The organism is Thermodesulfovibrio sp. TK500a, from assembly GCF_055381765.1.
In genome coordinates this window covers 1092193-1107401 of sequence record NZ_AP041606.1, presented here as the reverse complement: position 1 = coordinate 1107401, position 15209 = coordinate 1092193, and the positions used below count along the sequence as shown (strand labels likewise).

The 15209-nt window shown below is 35.7% G+C and carries 10 protein-coding genes; 3 read left to right on the top strand and 7 right to left on the bottom strand.

Annotated features, from left to right (window positions below; translation table 11 throughout):
• Window positions 1–7: 7 nt before the first annotated feature.
• Genes ACZ430_RS05915 through galT form a run of 5 tightly spaced genes read right to left on the bottom strand, consistent with a single transcriptional unit; the run spans window position 8 to window position 6707 of the window.
• Window positions 8–1306: a M16 family metallopeptidase gene (locus ACZ430_RS05915; RefSeq protein WP_297212304.1), complete on the bottom strand. Its 1299-nt coding sequence runs from the start codon at window positions 1304–1306 to the stop codon at window positions 8–10.
• Window positions 1303–1662: a response regulator gene (locus ACZ430_RS05910; RefSeq protein ID WP_297212302.1), complete on the bottom strand. Its 360-nt coding sequence runs from the start codon at window positions 1660–1662 to the stop codon at window positions 1303–1305. Before ACZ430_RS05910 ends, ACZ430_RS05915 begins: the two co-directional genes overlap by 4 nt.
• Window positions 1640–4249: a PAS domain S-box protein gene (locus ACZ430_RS05905; RefSeq protein ID WP_464910434.1), complete on the bottom strand. Its 2610-nt coding sequence runs from the start codon at window positions 4247–4249 to the stop codon at window positions 1640–1642. Before ACZ430_RS05905 ends, ACZ430_RS05910 begins: the two co-directional genes overlap by 23 nt.
• Window positions 4249–5712 (bottom strand): glycogen synthase GlgA, encoded by a 1464-nt coding sequence (gene glgA / locus ACZ430_RS05900; protein ID WP_297212296.1) that lies wholly within the window; start codon window positions 5710–5712, stop codon window positions 4249–4251. The genes ACZ430_RS05905 and glgA overlap by 1 nt, the downstream gene beginning before the upstream one ends.
• Window positions 5709–6707, bottom strand: a complete 999-nt coding sequence (gene galT / locus ACZ430_RS05895; protein ID WP_297212293.1) for a galactose-1-phosphate uridylyltransferase — start codon at window positions 6705–6707, stop codon at window positions 5709–5711. Before galT ends, glgA begins: the two co-directional genes overlap by 4 nt.
• Window positions 6708–6759: 52 nt before the next feature.
• On the opposite strand from galT, the gene ACZ430_RS05890 reads away from it, so the two are divergent.
• The 3 genes from ACZ430_RS05890 to ACZ430_RS05880 all read left to right on the top strand — a co-directional run bounded on the left by ACZ430_RS05890 (window position 6760) and on the right by ACZ430_RS05880 (window position 10288).
• Complete coding sequence (locus ACZ430_RS05890; RefSeq protein WP_297212290.1) at window positions 6760–7779, top strand: ribonuclease Z; 1020 nt, start codon at window positions 6760–6762, stop codon at window positions 7777–7779.
• Between the two features lie 104 nt (window positions 7780–7883).
• A complete protein-coding gene (locus ACZ430_RS05885; RefSeq protein WP_464910433.1) occupies window positions 7884–9011 on the top strand; it encodes a sensor histidine kinase in 1128 nt (375 codons plus the stop codon).
• Complete coding sequence (locus ACZ430_RS05880; RefSeq protein WP_297212286.1) at window positions 8984–10288, top strand: sigma-54-dependent transcriptional regulator; 1305 nt, start codon at window positions 8984–8986, stop codon at window positions 10286–10288. Before ACZ430_RS05885 ends, ACZ430_RS05880 begins: the two co-directional genes overlap by 28 nt.
• Here the strand turns inward: ACZ430_RS05880 and ACZ430_RS05875 are convergent.
• Window positions 10285–11643 (bottom strand): FAD-binding oxidoreductase, encoded by a 1359-nt coding sequence (locus ACZ430_RS05875; RefSeq protein ID WP_297212283.1) that lies wholly within the window; start codon window positions 11641–11643, stop codon window positions 10285–10287. The genes ACZ430_RS05880 and ACZ430_RS05875 overlap by 4 nt on opposite strands.
• On the bottom strand, window positions 11640–15089 hold the full coding sequence (gene smc / locus ACZ430_RS05870; RefSeq protein ID WP_464910432.1) for a chromosome segregation protein SMC: 3450 nt from the start codon (window positions 15087–15089) through the stop codon (window positions 11640–11642). The genes ACZ430_RS05875 and smc overlap by 4 nt, the downstream gene beginning before the upstream one ends.
• Window positions 15090–15209 lie beyond the last annotated feature (120 nt).

Genomic DNA, 15209 nt, shown 5'->3' with positions numbered 1-15209 from the left:
CTTAACTTCATTGCGGAAGCAAAACTCCTACGGTTAAATTCTCTTCATTTAAATATTTATTAACTCCATCTTGTATGTCTTTAGGAGAGACTTTTGCAATTTCCTCCCTATATTTTTCAATCATTCTCCAGTTGCCAAGAATTTCAAATCTGCCTATTAACAATGCATGACCGAAAACAGAGTCCTGACTAAACAGGAAAGCAGCTTCTACCTGATTTTTTGCCTTTTCCAGTTCTCTTTCAGATACTTTTTCAGTTTTAAGCCTTTCTATTTCATTTTTAATGATTTTTTCGACTTCTGAAATTTTTTCAACGTCCTTTACAGAGGCAACTATGAAAAATAAAAATCCGTCTCTGCTTAATGGTGAGTTTGAACTGCTTACATCTACTGCTAATCCAGTCTCATTAACTAATTTTCTGTAAAGTCTTGAGCTTTTCCCCTCTCCTAAGATTGTGCTTAATATCTCGAGAGATAGACTATCTGGATTAGGATAGGCAGGCACTTTATATGCGAGGACTAACATGGGAAGATGAGTTTGTTTTTTAATTATTACTCTTTTTTCTCCATACTGTTTTGGCTCATAAAGAATTTTAGGCATCGATTTATTTTTACATGAAGAGATTTTTTCAAATTTTTCTCTGATTTCTTCAGTTATCCTTTTTTTATCTATGTCTCCAGCTACAATTATGAATGAGTTTTCAGGACAGTAGTATTTGCGATAGTGATTTTTTATATCCTCAAAGGTAATTGATTTAATATCTTCTGTCCAGCCGATTATTGGTCTTCTGTAGGGATGAACCTTAAAAGCTAAACCTATAACCTCTTCGATAAGCAAGCTTTCAGGATTGTCTTCATATCTTTGCCTTCGTTCTTCAAGCACTATTTTTTTCTCTAGTTCAAAGTCTTCCTTTTGCAATAAAAGATTCTCCATTCTATCACTCTCAAGGTCAATAGATATGCCTAATTTTGATGCAGCAAGTTTTTGAAAGTAGACTGTATAGTCTTTAGTGGTAAAAGCATTGTCAACTCCACCATTGGCTTGAATGATTTTAGAGAACACATTTCCCGGATATTTTTTGCTTCCTCTGAACATCAGGTGTTCAAGTAAATGACTTATCCCTGATTTCCCCTCGTCTTCATCAATTGAGCCTACTTTATACCATACTTGAAAAGTAGCCACAGGAGACGAGTGGTCTTCTATTGTAATAAGCTTTATACCGTTCTTAAATACTTCTTCCGAAAGCTGTCCGATTGCCATAACGGGAAATGTTAATATAAAAAGAAAGGCTATGGCAAGCTTTTTCATTTTATTCCAAACTTTTCAGCAATTTGCTTAATTGTCTCTTTTAGAGCGCCTAAATCAGAGGATTTTACTACATATGCATCCGATGCCCATACAGAGAAGTCGTCTCTGTAGTCATAGGCTGTTAGCATTATCACAGGCGTATTGGGAGCTTTTTGTTTGAGCTGTCTTAAAACCTGAATGCCGTCAATATCAGGCATCATTATATCAAGGGTTACCAAATCAGGTTTTTCTTTATCAAAAAGTTCAAGAGCTTCTTTGCCCGAATTTGCTGCTACTACCTCATATCCCTCCTCTTCAAGCTCTGTTTGATATAGCATAAGAATGTTTTTTTCATCATCTACTACCATTATTTTCATTACCATTACCTCCTTGCTTAATAATTGGCAGATAAATTCTAAATATGGTTCCCTTATTCTCTTCGCTTTCTACTTTAATTATACCACCATGCTCTTCAATTATTTTCTTTGAAATTGGAAGTCCTAAGCCTGTTCCGCTTATTTTTGTGGTGAAAAAGGGGTTGAAAATTTTTTTTAGATTTTCTCGAGAAATTCCTGTGCCTGTATCTTCTACTTCAATGATACAAAATTCACCTTCTCCTTGTTCATCGTCAGGATTTTTCAGTTGTTTTTTCACTCTAACAGTTATTTTTCCATTTTTCGTCGCTTCATTGGCATTGTTTACAAGATTAAGTAAAACCTCTTTTAACTTATCATAGCTGCCCAAGATGGAAATCTCTTCTTCAACATGTATAAACAATCTATTATTGTTGTCTCTTAGAGTTGCCTCAGTGAGATTAGCTATATCAGCTATTAAGTCGTTAATTTTGAAAAATATCTTTGGTGAAGGCTGGGGTCTTACAAAGCTTAGCGTTTCATTGAGTATTTTTTCGAGCCTTCTTGTTTCTTCCACTATAACTCTAATATATTCTTTCAATTTTTCATCCGTTATTTCCTTATTTAGTCTTTTTGCAAATCCACCAATGGCAAGAAGGGGATTTCTTATCTCATGGGCAACTTTTGCCGCCATCTCACCTAAGGCTGCCATTTTTTCCATTGATGAGATTTTTTCCTTTAAATTTTTAAGTTCAGTGGTGTTTTTTGCCACACTTATGGTGCCTATTAGATTGCCTGCTCTGTCAAATATGGGAGAACTTGACAGTAAATAGACACCATCAAGATAATTTTCCTCTATTTCATTTACTACAGCTCTACCCAACTCTAAAGCTTTTTTATGGGGACAGTCTTTTGGTGGTTGATTCATTTTATGGATTAATTTAAAGCATTTTTTTCCAAGCACTTCGCTTTCTTTTAAGTTAAGTTTATTTAAGAAAGAACGATTGGCTTTTTTTATGTTAAAGTTGTCATCGGTGTAATATATCAAATCAGTGATAGAGTTGAAGAGCATTTCAAGTTCTTTTTCGGCCTGTTCGATTTTTTCAAATACTCTTGCATTTTCTATTGCTCCTGCCACTTGGTCAGCAAAGCCTTTTAGAAAATTTATATCTTGGTCTGTTATGGGCTTTTTTGTATAAAAATTGTCAACCCATACAGCTCCAATCGCCTTATCTTTAGAGATAAGTGGCACTACAGCATAGGCCTGACTGCCCAACTGCTGTACGATTATTGTATCTGCATCTTCCTTCTGAATATCTCTAATGTTGAAAACTTTGCCTTCTTTAACAGCTCTTACAATGGGAGTATTTTCATCGAGAGGAATGGAGATGTTTTTACACAGCCTTTCAAGAAAGCTATCCGATTCAAACTCTTTCTTGCTGAGTTCATCAAGCACATCAAATAGGGTTTTCTTCTCCTTTGCCATGCTTGACCATATCTGCCATGCCTCTTCATAACTTGACGGACCTACAGCCATTACACCTTTTAGCGTATTTTCGTCTTCGTCAATTAAAAACAGAACAGCTCTATTGAATCCGAGTCCTTCGCCCATTGTAATTACAGTGAGAATCATTCTGAGGAGACTGTTAAGCTCAAGAGTGCTCCTTACAGCAGAGCTTACAAAAAGTATTTTTGTCAACTCTTCATTACGTCTTATAAGGTCTCTTTCGAGTTTTTTCTTTTCTGTTATATCTCTGATTATTCTACTTACTCCGATTATCTGACCTTTAGAGTTTTTAATCGGAGACATGGTTAGGCTTACCTCGATAAGCTTGCCCTCTCGGGTCATCATAACCGTATCAATGTCTTTTAGTGTCTCTCCATTTTTGACTCTTTCAAAATAAAATCTTTCAACGTCATGAAGAAAATCGGGTATTACAGGAAAAGGTTTTTCAATAACTTCACTGTTTTGATATCCAAATATGTTTTCCGCTCCTTGATTCCAGGCTGTTACAACGTTGTCAAGGTCAGTTGCAATTATTGCATCGGCAGAGCTCTGTATGAGACTTTCAAGGTAGCTTCTGAGTTCTTCAATTTGCGACATTGCTTTGACTGTCTGGGTCTCTCTGTCTTTTAACTCTTTGAACTGGAGAGATTTGAGAATTATGAGAGAGGCAACGCCAGAGAATAGCTCTCCAAGAGATATGTCTTCTTCAGAAAACTCAGCATAGCCTTCTTCGGAATCAATCTTATTGTATACTATTATCGCTCCCGTTACTTCTTCCTGAACCTTTAGGGGTATACATATGGCAGAGTAGGCAGGGATGTCAACTTCCTTGTTTTTCAATTGTTCGGCATTAAAAATTTTTACTCTTCCCTCTCTGATAACTTCTCCGCAAAGTCCTTCATCCCGACCTGTAATGGTTTTATCCGTATCAATGTTATAGGTCGCCTCTACGTATAAAAAATCATTTTTTAACAATCTTAAGACTGCACCTTGTGCATTCATTAGCTGGGAGATGTGGTATATAAGTCTTTCGAGAAGAATATCTATATCATCAGAAATTTCAAGGAGTTTAATTAGTTCAAATAATGCCTGCCTTTCTCTCATTACCTTATGCTCCTGTATAACTCCATGTATCTCAGGCAGGCTTTTTCCCAAGAAAAGTCTTTGCTCATTGCATTCAGTATCATTGCTTTAAACTGTTCTTCTCTTTGATAAACTTCCATGAAGCGATTTACCATTGATATGAGTTCATCTACTTTATATTCGGAGAAAAGAAAGCCCGTAATCCCGTCTTCAACAGTATCTGCAAGACCTCCTGTTTTTCTGCAAAGGGGTATAGTTCCATATCTCATTGCTATTAACTGACTTAGCCCACAGGGTTCGTATCTTGATGGTATTATGATTGCATCAGCGCCAGCATAAATTTTATGAGCTAACACTTCGTCAAAGCCTATGAAGGCATAAATATTTTTAGGGAAAGAATTTTCAAGTTCCTTGATTTTTGACTCATAATAATGTTCACCCGTGCCTTCAAAGATAAAATTTATCCCCCTTTCTATTAGTTTGGGCACTGCTTCAGCCAGTAAATCTACACCCTTCTGGGTGACCATTCTTCCGATGAAGGCAATGAGAGGAGAGTCTATTGGGCATTTTAATTTTGTTATTTTTAAGAGTTCTTCTTTGTTCTGAATTTTATCATTAAAATTGCCCATTCCATAATTTTTTACTATATTAACATCCCTTTCTGGATCCCATATGTTGTAGTCTATACCATTTAAAATTCCTATTAATTTGTCCTGCCTTTTTTTTAATACTCCGTCGAGTCCAAAACCATACTCTGGCGTTAGTATTTCCTTTGCATATGTTGGGCTTACGGTAGTTATAACATCTGCATTGAAAATACCAGCTTTAAGAAAATTAATCATTCCATAAAATTCTAAACAGTCAATGTGAAACATCTCCCAACCAAATCCCGTTAATTCGAGCTTTTCTCTCGGAAATACTCCTTGATATCCGAGATTATGAATAGTGAGAATAGTGGATGTTCTCTCAAAGCACATACATTCTTTATATAGGGTTTTCAGATAAAGAGGAATAAGAGCAGTGTGCCAGTCATGACAATGAATTATTTCAAATTTTAAATCGAGTATTCGACACATTTCAAGGATTGCTCTTGAAAAAAAGATAAACCTCTCGGCATTATCTAAATATTCTCCGTAACTTGTTCCATAAAGCTGGTCTCTATCAAAGAAATCATTATGTTCCACAAAGTAAATATTTCCTGCTTTGTCAGGTTTAAAAGTTAGTTCACCTTCGCTATCAATCGTTGCTCTGAGGCTTCGAACAGCGCCAAATTTTTTTTCTTTTCCAATAGTCACGCCATATACAATTCCTGTGTTTTCTGTATTATCTAATAGGTTATTTTTTGTTATACGATAATAGGGTAGAAATAGTTTTACATCTATGCCTGCTTTCAGTAATTCCTTAAATAGTGCACCAACAACATCTCCAAGTCCTCCTGTTTTTGAAAAAGGAAGGGCTTCGGCAGAGACAATTGCTATCTTCATATTTTTGCCTCTCTCATGAACTTAGCTGCCTCTTCTGGAGGTGTAGGGTTTATGAAAAAGCCAGAGCCCCATTCAAAACCAGCAGTTTTAGTTAATTTGGGAATAATCTCAATATGCCAGTGGTAATAATCATTTACTTCATCATTAAAAGGAGAGGTATGAAGGACATAGTTATAAGGCGGTGTTTCAAGGAGAGCATCGAGTTTTCTTAAAGTTATCTGTAGTGCTTCTGCAAGTAATGCAAAGGATTTGTCTTTGGGCTCAAATTTTGATTCGTGTCTTTTCGGCAAAATCCAGGTTTCAAAGGGTTCTCTTGGTGCAAATGGTGCAAGAACTATATAAGAGTCATTTTGGTAAATTATTCTCTTATCTGTCTCGAGTTCTTGGGCTATTATATCACACAGTAAGCATCTGTCTCGCAGTTCAAAATACCTTTTTGAGTTAGTCATCTCTTCGGTTACATGATGGGGAACAACAGGAAGGGCTATTAATTGGCTATGGGAGTGCTCAATAGTAGCTCCTGCTGATTCTCCCTCGTTTTTAAATATTAGGACATATTTAAACCTAACATCTTTCTTTAAATCGGTAATTCTGAAGTAGTATGCCCACAGGACATCCTCAACAGCTTTCTGGGACATGGTTGAAAGAGATGCTAAGTGGTCAGGAGTTTCAATGATTACCTCATGGGCACCGATGCCGTTCATTTTATCGTATATTCCTTCTCCTCTTTTGTTAAGTTCACCATGAATCTGGAGGGCAGGGAATTTATTGGGGACAACTCTAAGTGTCCAGCCAGGCGTATTTGGTGCTGTGTTGGGCGGTCTGAAAGCAATAATCTCATTTGGGGCAGTGTGTTCGTTACCGGGGCAAAAGGGGCAGAATCCCATCATTTTTCTCTTTTGGCTTAGTGGAGTAAAGTCTGAAGGCCTTTTCCCTCTCTCAATGGCTATAATAACCCATCGGCCTGAAACGGGGTCTCTTCTCAGTTCTGACATGGCATCCTCCGATTAATAAAATCTATCCTTAATTTTGTATAATTATACCATTGTGGCAAGACTTTTTCACTACAAAGTAATTAACAATGCCTTTGGAGACCCCTGTGTATTTATTCAACTTTTGAGGGAGAAACGAGCTCTTCTTTTCGACATTGGTGATATAAGGAAAATACCTTTCAATGAACTTTTGAAGGTCAGTGATATATTTGTTACCCATACTCACATTGACCACTTCATAGGTTTTGACCAGGTTATAAGGGCAATTCTTAGAAGAAGTGAACCTTTAAGGGTTTACGGCCCAGAGAATATAATTGAGTGTGTTAATGGAAAGTTGAGGGGATATACGTGGAATCTTGTTTCCGAATATCCTCTCAAGATAGAGGTTTACGCCATTACTGGACGGGAGATTGTTGGTGCAAAATTCCTTGCATCGAATGGTTTTAAGATTGAGGAAGTCAGAAGTTTGCCATTTAAGAATGGCTTAATTCTTGAAGAGCCCTTATTTAAGGTAAGAGCAGTTGTTCTGTCTCACGGCATTCCTGTAGTAGCATATTCGTTAGAGGAAGATTATCATATAAATATAAATAAGGTTGAACTTCAGAAGGCAGGTCTTAATGTAGGACCTTGGTTAGGCGAACTAAAAAAACAACTAAAACTTCATTATAAATATGACCCCGTCAAGAATTTAAAGCCAAAAAATAGAAAAAAGAGCATAGAAATTGAAACTCCTAAAGGAAGAATAAACATAGAGGAACTTTTCCGAATTCTTAAAATAACAAAGGGCGAGAAAATTGCCTATGTAATGGATATATCGCCGCAGAAGGATAATGTGAAGAGAGTTATAAGTTTTGTTAAAGACGCCGATGTGCTTTTCTGCGAAGCCTATTTTCTAAGTAAAGATTTAGATAGAGCAATTGAACGAAATCATCTGACCGCTCAAATTACAGGAGAGATTGCTAAAAAAGCGGGAGTAAAGGAGCTGAAAATACTTCACATCTCGCCCAAATACATAGAAAATCCCGCAGAAATCTACAGAGAGGTGGAGTTATCAAGAGAACAAACACGGGAGTAAAAATACTCATATCCCTGATAGTCCTAATCTCTTCATTAAGTCTCATAATAACAGCCTATTTTTTGTATAAAAATGCCTTAGAGGCAACGGAGCAGTCATTGAGAATGCAAGCACTCGGCATAACGGTAACCTTGAATAGTTTTATTCAAAATTTGAGTATTCAGCAACTGAAAATCGAAGGAAAAAGTATAATGTCTGAAATGCTTCTTGATGACCGATGGGAAGGCATAGCATTTCTTGCTCTTTACGATGAAAAAGGTGAAGTAATACTTCACTCAAATCCATTGTTGATAGGCAAAAAAACCGATGATATCGCAGATATTTTAACCTACTCAAGTCCCTATTATCACAAGATAACTCTTGGAACAGGAGAAGAGGTATTCGTCTCAGATACTAAAATAAAAAAATCTGGCAGTCCATACATACTACGAGTAGCTCTCCATACTTATCCCGCGGAACTCCTCCTAAGAACTACAAGAACGCATCTTATTTTTATATTTTTATCGGCCCTATTAATAGTTTTCTTTGGAATTTTTGCCCTATTAATAATGCATAAGATAGAGAAGATGCAGATTAAGATGAAGGAACTCGAAAATCTGTCAATTCTATCAAAGGTCTTGGCGCATGAGATTAGAAATCCTCTTGGAAGTATAAAAGGCTTTACTCAATACCTATTAAAGAAAACAGAGGATAAGTCAATAAAGGACTATCTTAATGTAATTTTGAAGGAAAGTCTGAGACTTGAGCGTCTAAGTAATGAGCTTTCCAGCTATGCAAATCCACATAAAAATCTTAAAATTGACGAATTTAATCTCAAAGAACTTATTGAGGAAACTCTTTTACCTTTTATAGAGCAAAATGATCTCATAATTGAAAGAGATTTAGAAAACTTGAAAGTCAAAACTGACAGAGATAAGTTAAAGCAGATTTTGACAAACATAATACAAAATGCCGTTGATGCTGTCGGAAGTTCCAATCAAAAAAGAATAACTATAAAAGCACGTAAAATCAGTGGTAAAATAAAAATTGAAATTGCCGATACCGGAATTGGTATGAGCGAAGAAACACTTAAGAGGGCAACAGAAGCATTTTTTACAACAAAGCCCAGGGGAACGGGATTAGGTCTTGCCATCGTTAGTAAGCTCTGTGAGAGCCTACGCATCGGACTTAAAATAAGCAGTAAGACTGAAGAGGGCACAAAGGTATGTCTGACAATGCCAGAATCCTTATAGTAGAAGATGATATATCTTTTGCAACTTTCCTAAAGACAATTCTCGATGAAGAGGGGTATTCTACAAAGGTTTTTCATGACCCCGAAGAGGCAATCAGCTCTGTAATAAGTTTTTCTCCACATCTCGTAATTTCAGACTTGAAAATGCCCCGTATGGATGGAATTACTTTTATTGAGAAGGTAAAAAAGCTTTTACCTGATAGTGCCTTTATAATCATCACAGCTTTTGGGACAATACCTTCTGCAGTGGAGGCAATAAAAAAGGGAGCGATTGATTATATTACGAAGCCTCTTTCATCGCCAGAGGAGTTTCTATTATTGGTCGAAAAAATCATATCTTCTCCAAAAGATACTGGGAACATCAATGGTAAGACAATAACGACAGATGAAATTCCCGAGGAGATTCTTTTTGCTGGAATGGAGGATGTATACAGGATGGTTAAAGAAGTAGCGAAGACAGACACTACGCTTATACTTTACGGTGAGACAGGAACTGGGAAGACAGCTATTGCAAAAGAGATTCATCGAATGAGTGGCAGAAGGGGTGATTTTGTTGAGATAAACTGTGCTTCAATCCCTGAGACACTGATTGAATCGGAACTGTTTGGTTTTGAAAAAGGGGCATTCTCAGGAGCGTTAAGACAAAAACCTGGAAAAATCGAAATTGCAAAGGACGGAACTTTGTTTCTCGACGAAATAGGAGAGCTTTCTCCGTCTGTTCAGGCAAAGTTCTTGACAGTATTGCAAAATAGAAGTTTTGAGCGTCTTGGTGGACTTGAAAAAATTAAAACAAATGCAAGATTTATTACAGCAACCAATAGAGACCTTAAGCAGATGGTAAAAGCTGGCAAGTTCAGAGAAGACTTGTATTTCAGACTAAATGTATTTCCTATAACTATTCCTCCTTTAAGGCAGAGAAGAAAAGAGCTAAGAAAAATTGCCGAATATTTATTAATCAAAATATGCAGAAGATTGGGCAAGGAAGGTAAAAAATTCTCTTCCCGTTCAGTTGAAATTCTCAAATCATATGATTTCCCTGGAAACATAAGAGAGCTTGAAAATATGATTGAAAGAGGAGTTATTCTTTCTAATAACGAAGAGGTAGATATAGTTCCCGAGAAAGAGTCTTTTATAGAAAGCGAAGACCTAAGAAGCATAGAGAAAAAAGCTATTGTTGAGGCGCTTCAAAAAACAGGTGGTAACAAAAAAGAGGCAGCAAAGTTACTTGGAATATCTCTTAGAAATCTTTACTACAAGATAAAGGATTACGGGCTTTAAAATATTTTTCCCGGATTCATTACTTCCTTCGGGTCAAAAACTCTCTTTACTGCTTTCATCAGTTCAATGTTTTTTCTTGAAATTTGCATTTCAAGGTAGGGCTTTTTAGTAATCCCTATTCCATGTTCACCTGATATGGCACCACCTAAGGCTATTGTATTGCTAAAAATCTCTTTTACAATTTCAAATCCTTTTTGCTTGCTCGCCTCATTATTTCTCTCTATTAAAATATTTACGTGGATATTTCCGTCTCCTGCATGTCCAAAGGATACGATAGGGATTTTCTCTCTTTCTGCAATCTCTTTTAGATTAGATAGAATTAAAGCAAGATTATCAATGGGCACAGCAATATCAACATTTATCTTCTCCCTATCTTTCATTTTTAATAGGCAGGGCGATATACTTCTGCGAGCTTTCCATAAGTTTTCTCTTGCGTAGTAATCTGTAGCTACTTGAACATCGGCCTTTAACTTTCTTGCCGTATCTACTATCATCTCCGCTTGTCTCTTAATGGAGGTTATCTCTCCATCAAGTTCAACTAAAAGCATTGCCTCTATATTGCTTGGTAGACCTATATGATTGTCAGCTTCGATAAGCTCAATGGAAGAGCTATCAAGAAACTCAAGTGTTCTCGGAATAATACCGAGACTCATTATTCTTGGGATACATTCTCCGGCATTTTTAAGTTCGTTAAAGCTTATAAGGAGAGTCAACACTTCCTCTGGTTCGGGAAGCACTTTAAGGGTTATTCTTGAAATAATTCCAAGCGTTCCCTCTGCACCAATGAAAAGTTCCTTTAATTCGTAACCGACAACTCGCTTTACCGTTTTGCCACCAAGTGATACAATGCTTCCATTAGAAAGGACTACTTCAATCTCCATTACATAATTTCTCGTAACGCCGTATTTTATAGCTCTGGGACCTCCAGCATTTGTCGAAACATTACCTCCGATTGAGCAGTAATCAAGTGAGGCAGGGTCTGGAGGATAGAAAAGGCCGTATATCTGCAATTCCTTTTGTAAATCTCCGTTTATGACTCCAGCACTAACAGTGGTTGTAAAATTTTTTGAATTTATTTCATGCACCTCTCTCATTCTTTCAAGGCTGATAACTATACTCCTTGAACTGATAGGAATAGCTCCACCGGCCATTCCTGTGCCAGAGCCTCTTGGTATTATTTTAAGCCCCCTATTTGTTGCCCATTTAACAACTCGAGAGATTTCATCGGTATTTTTTACCCAGGCTACAAGTTCTGGCATAATACCAGAGGCATAGGATGAATCGTAGCTATAACAAATCAGGTCTTCCTTTGATTCCGATATCTCTATGCCACTTAGGAGACTTAAGTCTTTCATGCGTATACCTCAGCCTCTTTTAACTCAAGAGAGATGATGCTTGATACTCCCTGTTCCTGCATAGTAACTCCATAAATGTAATCGGCAGCTTCCATCATTAATTTATTATGCGTTATCACTAAGAATTGCATACTGTTGCTTAAATTTTTTATTATCCTACAAAGCCTTGTAGTGTTAGGGTCATCCAGAGGAGCATCTACTTCATCAAGAATGCATATAGGTGAAGGCCTTATTGATAGACAGGCAAAGATGAAAGCTATTGCTGTGAGAGCCTTTTCTCCACCAGATAGAAGATTGATATTGCTCATTTTTTTGCCTGGAACCTGAACATTCATTTCCAGCTCAGATTCAAGAATATTGTTTTCATCGGTTAAAGCTATTTCTGCTTTACCACCGTTGAAAAGCTCCTGAAATACTGAGTTAAATTTTTCTTTGAGCAACTCAAAAGTTTCTCTTAATTTTTTTCTTGTAAGACTGTTTATTTTCTTTATTGCCATCTCAAGCTCTTCAATGGATGTTTTTATATCCTTTTGCTGATTTAACATGAATTCATATCTTTCCTTTATCTCCTCATACTCTCTCAAAATTTCCGTATCAACAGAGCCTATTTCTCTCAATTGAGATTTAAGCTGTTTTATTCTTATTTTTGATAAAGCTAAATCTTCAAGAGGTTCTATATTCTCTTGAATTATATCTTTTCCGTATAGATTGTTTATATCTCTCCATAGGTTTTCGAGTTTAATCTTTATTTCATTCGCTTTTGATTTCTTCTCTCCAATGGCTGAGGTAAGACTTTGTAATTCCTCATTCAAGGACTTGTATTTCTCTTCAACTTCTATGTTTTTTTGCTTTTCCTCAAATAAGAGATTTGAAAGAGACTCTAACTCTTTATTCAAATTTATAATTTTGTCTTCCAGTTTCTTCATTTGATTTGTTTTTTCCCTATGCTCAAGATGATTTTTCTCTGTTTCCTTTGTTTTTCTTTCGATTTCTTCTAAATTTTTTGCCTTTTTTGCTTGTAATTTCCTAATATCTTCGTTGATTCTCGTTATTTCGCTTTTTTTGCTGTTAATTTTCTCCTTAAGTGTTGAAAGTTCAATCTTTTTCGAAGATAAAATCTCCTTTTTAATTTCTCTCTCTGTTAGGGCTTCATTTTGACTTTTCTTTAAATCTTCTATTTTTGTTTCTGTTTCATCAATACTGAATGAAAGGTTCTGAATTTCTGTTTTTAGTCGTTCAATGGAGGCTCTATGTTCTTCTATCTCGTTGTTTATGGCTCGCTCTTCTTTTTCCATGAATCTCAATCTTTGAGTTATTAACTCTAATTCCTTCGATAGATTTTTCTTGCTCTCTTTTAATCGAAATAGTTCGTTACTTAGATTGTTTATCGTTGTTTTTGTTTTTTCAATCTCTATTTTTAATTTCTCCTTTTTGTTTTTGCTAAGCTCAATAGACTTTTCAATATTAGCTATTTCCTCTTGTATCTCTATTTTTCTTTTCTCCAACTCTTCAAGAGTTCTCTTCTTTTTGAGCAGATTGATGTTTTTACCCTTTTTTATAAAGCCATCTGGATATAAAACCTCTCCAGCTTCAGTTATAAAAAATGCCTGCGGAAGTAGCTTTTGATAATTAACAGCTGTTTCTATGTCTTTAACGACAAAGGTGTTCTCAAGGAATTTTGCAGCAATATCTGGGTCTTTTATTTTGACCATGCTTCCGAGACATTTTAAATCATGTTCTAAATAGGCTGAGGATACCTCATTTTTTGCATTATTTTTCAGGAAGAAAAATCTTTTTTTATCTGACTCCTTTATAACAGAGATATCATCTATTACAGAGGCTCTAAGTTTTTCATCAAGAAAGACTTCTAATAATTCTTCCACTTCTGTTGAAACATCTATGTATTCGAAAAGAAGTTTTCCATCCTTTTCCTCACTCCATAACTCTGCAACCAGAGCGTCTATCTTGCCCGCAATGGTTGCCTCTTCTTTCTTTTTTTCTATTAATTTTCTGTTGTTGTCTTCGAATTCTCTTTCTTCGGCAATTAATTTTTCGTTCATATCTGTGATTTTATCTTGAAGTTTTTTTGATTCTTCCTCAAATTCCTCAATCTTTAGCTCTTTTCCTTCGATTTCCCTTTCGATTAATTTAATTTTTTCGCTCAACTCTATCTTTCTTGCTTGAAGTGAAGCGATTCTGTTTTGGTTGTTATCTAAAGATTTCTTTAGGTTATTGTATAAATTCTTCTTGTTTGCCATTTCTGTGGTAAGATTAAAGAGGTTTTTTCTTTGAGTTTCTATTATTTTCTCAGTTTCTTTGAGAGTGTTTTGGAATTTTATTAATTCCTCCTCTTGCGATATTATCTCTTCCTGAAGATTTTTTATTATCTCTTCGGTTTTTTCTATAATTGCCTCCCCCTCCTTTAAATCCCCTTGGAGTTTTTCTATTTCTGCGATAATTTGTAAGTTTTCTTGATTCATTTGTTCTATTGAGCTTTTTAGATTTTTTTCCTCCTGAACAAGCAATGCCGCATCTTTTTCGTGCTTTGCCTTTTCAAATTCTTTATTCTTAACTTCCTTTTCTGTCTCTTTTATCTTCTTTTCAAGAGTCGTGATGCCTTCTCTGTATTTATCCTTTGAGATATTAACCTCAGAAATTGCCTTTTTTAAATTCATACTTCTTTCGTCAAGCTTTTCTAATTCGTCCTGTAATTTTTTCAATTCTTCAATGAGTGACATACTCTCAGTTTTAGATGTTCTTAATTCAAGTTCTGTGAGTTCAGTGAGGAGTTTCTGATATTTTTCAGCCCGTTTCGCTTGTTTATCAAGAAGGTGGTATTGCTTTTCTAATTCGCTGAGGATATCTTCAATTCTTTGTAAATTTTCTTTGGCTGCACTTAATTTTCCTTCTGACTCAGCTTTTTTTATTTTATACAGAGAAATTCCTGCACACTCTTCAAGTAGGGCTTTTCTTTGGGAGGATTTGAATAAAATTTCACTTATTTTATGCTGGTCTATGATTGAGTATGTTCTTATGTCCGTGCCTTCAGAGACAAAAACTTCTTTAATGTCTTTAAGTCTTGCTTGTTTCCCATTTATCAGAAAATAAGATTCTCCTGTTCTGTAAAGCTTTCTTTTGATTTCTAATTCCTGTCTATTAGATGACTCTCCGTTGTTTGACTCTTCATTTAGCACTAAAAACAGTGAAACCTCAGCAAGACCCTTTTCTCTTTTTGAAGCAGACCCCTGAAAGATGACTTCTTCCATTTTATCTCCCCTGAGCATACGGGGGTTATGTTCTCCAAGAACCCATCTGAAAGCATCGACGATATTGCTTTTTCCTGCTCCATTAGGGCCTACAAAACATGTAATTCCGCTGTTAAGTTCTATTTTTATCTTATCTGGAAAAGATTTAAATCCGTTTAGTTCAATCCATTTAATCTGCATTAAAATATTTTAGCCTATTTTCAATTTAAAAGCTTTAATGTGAGCATAAATTTTTTTTATTTGACCAAATAGCTACAACTGTTTTACTGTTGATAGACACAAAATTTTATGGTATAATTT

What these genes read in the sequence shown, in the direction of transcription:
- ACZ430_RS05880 (WP_297212286.1), top strand. Translation starts at nt 8,984, where the DNA reads ATGTCTGACAATGCCAGAATCCTTATAGTAGAAGATGATATATCTTTT.
- ACZ430_RS05875 (WP_297212283.1), bottom strand. Translation starts at nt 11,643, where the DNA reads ATGAAAGACTTAAGTCTCCTAAGTGGCATAGAGATATCGGAATCAAAG.
- smc (WP_464910432.1), bottom strand. Translation starts at nt 15,089, where the DNA reads ATGCAGATTAAATGGATTGAACTAAACGGATTTAAATCTTTTCCAGAT.
- galT (WP_297212293.1), bottom strand. Translation starts at nt 6,707, where the DNA reads ATGTCAGAACTGAGAAGAGACCCCGTTTCAGGCCGATGGGTTATTATA.
- glgA (WP_297212296.1), bottom strand. Translation starts at nt 5,712, where the DNA reads ATGAAGATAGCAATTGTCTCTGCCGAAGCCCTTCCTTTTTCAAAAACA.
- ACZ430_RS05905 (WP_464910434.1), bottom strand. Translation starts at nt 4,249, where the DNA reads ATGAGAGAAAGGCAGGCATTATTTGAACTAATTAAACTCCTTGAAATT.
- ACZ430_RS05885 (WP_464910433.1), top strand. Translation starts at nt 7,884, where the DNA reads ATGCAAGCACTCGGCATAACGGTAACCTTGAATAGTTTTATTCAAAAT.
- ACZ430_RS05915 (WP_297212304.1), bottom strand. Translation starts at nt 1,306, where the DNA reads ATGAAAAAGCTTGCCATAGCCTTTCTTTTTATATTAACATTTCCCGTT.
- ACZ430_RS05910 (WP_297212302.1), bottom strand. Translation starts at nt 1,662, where the DNA reads ATGAAAATAATGGTAGTAGATGATGAAAAAAACATTCTTATGCTATAT.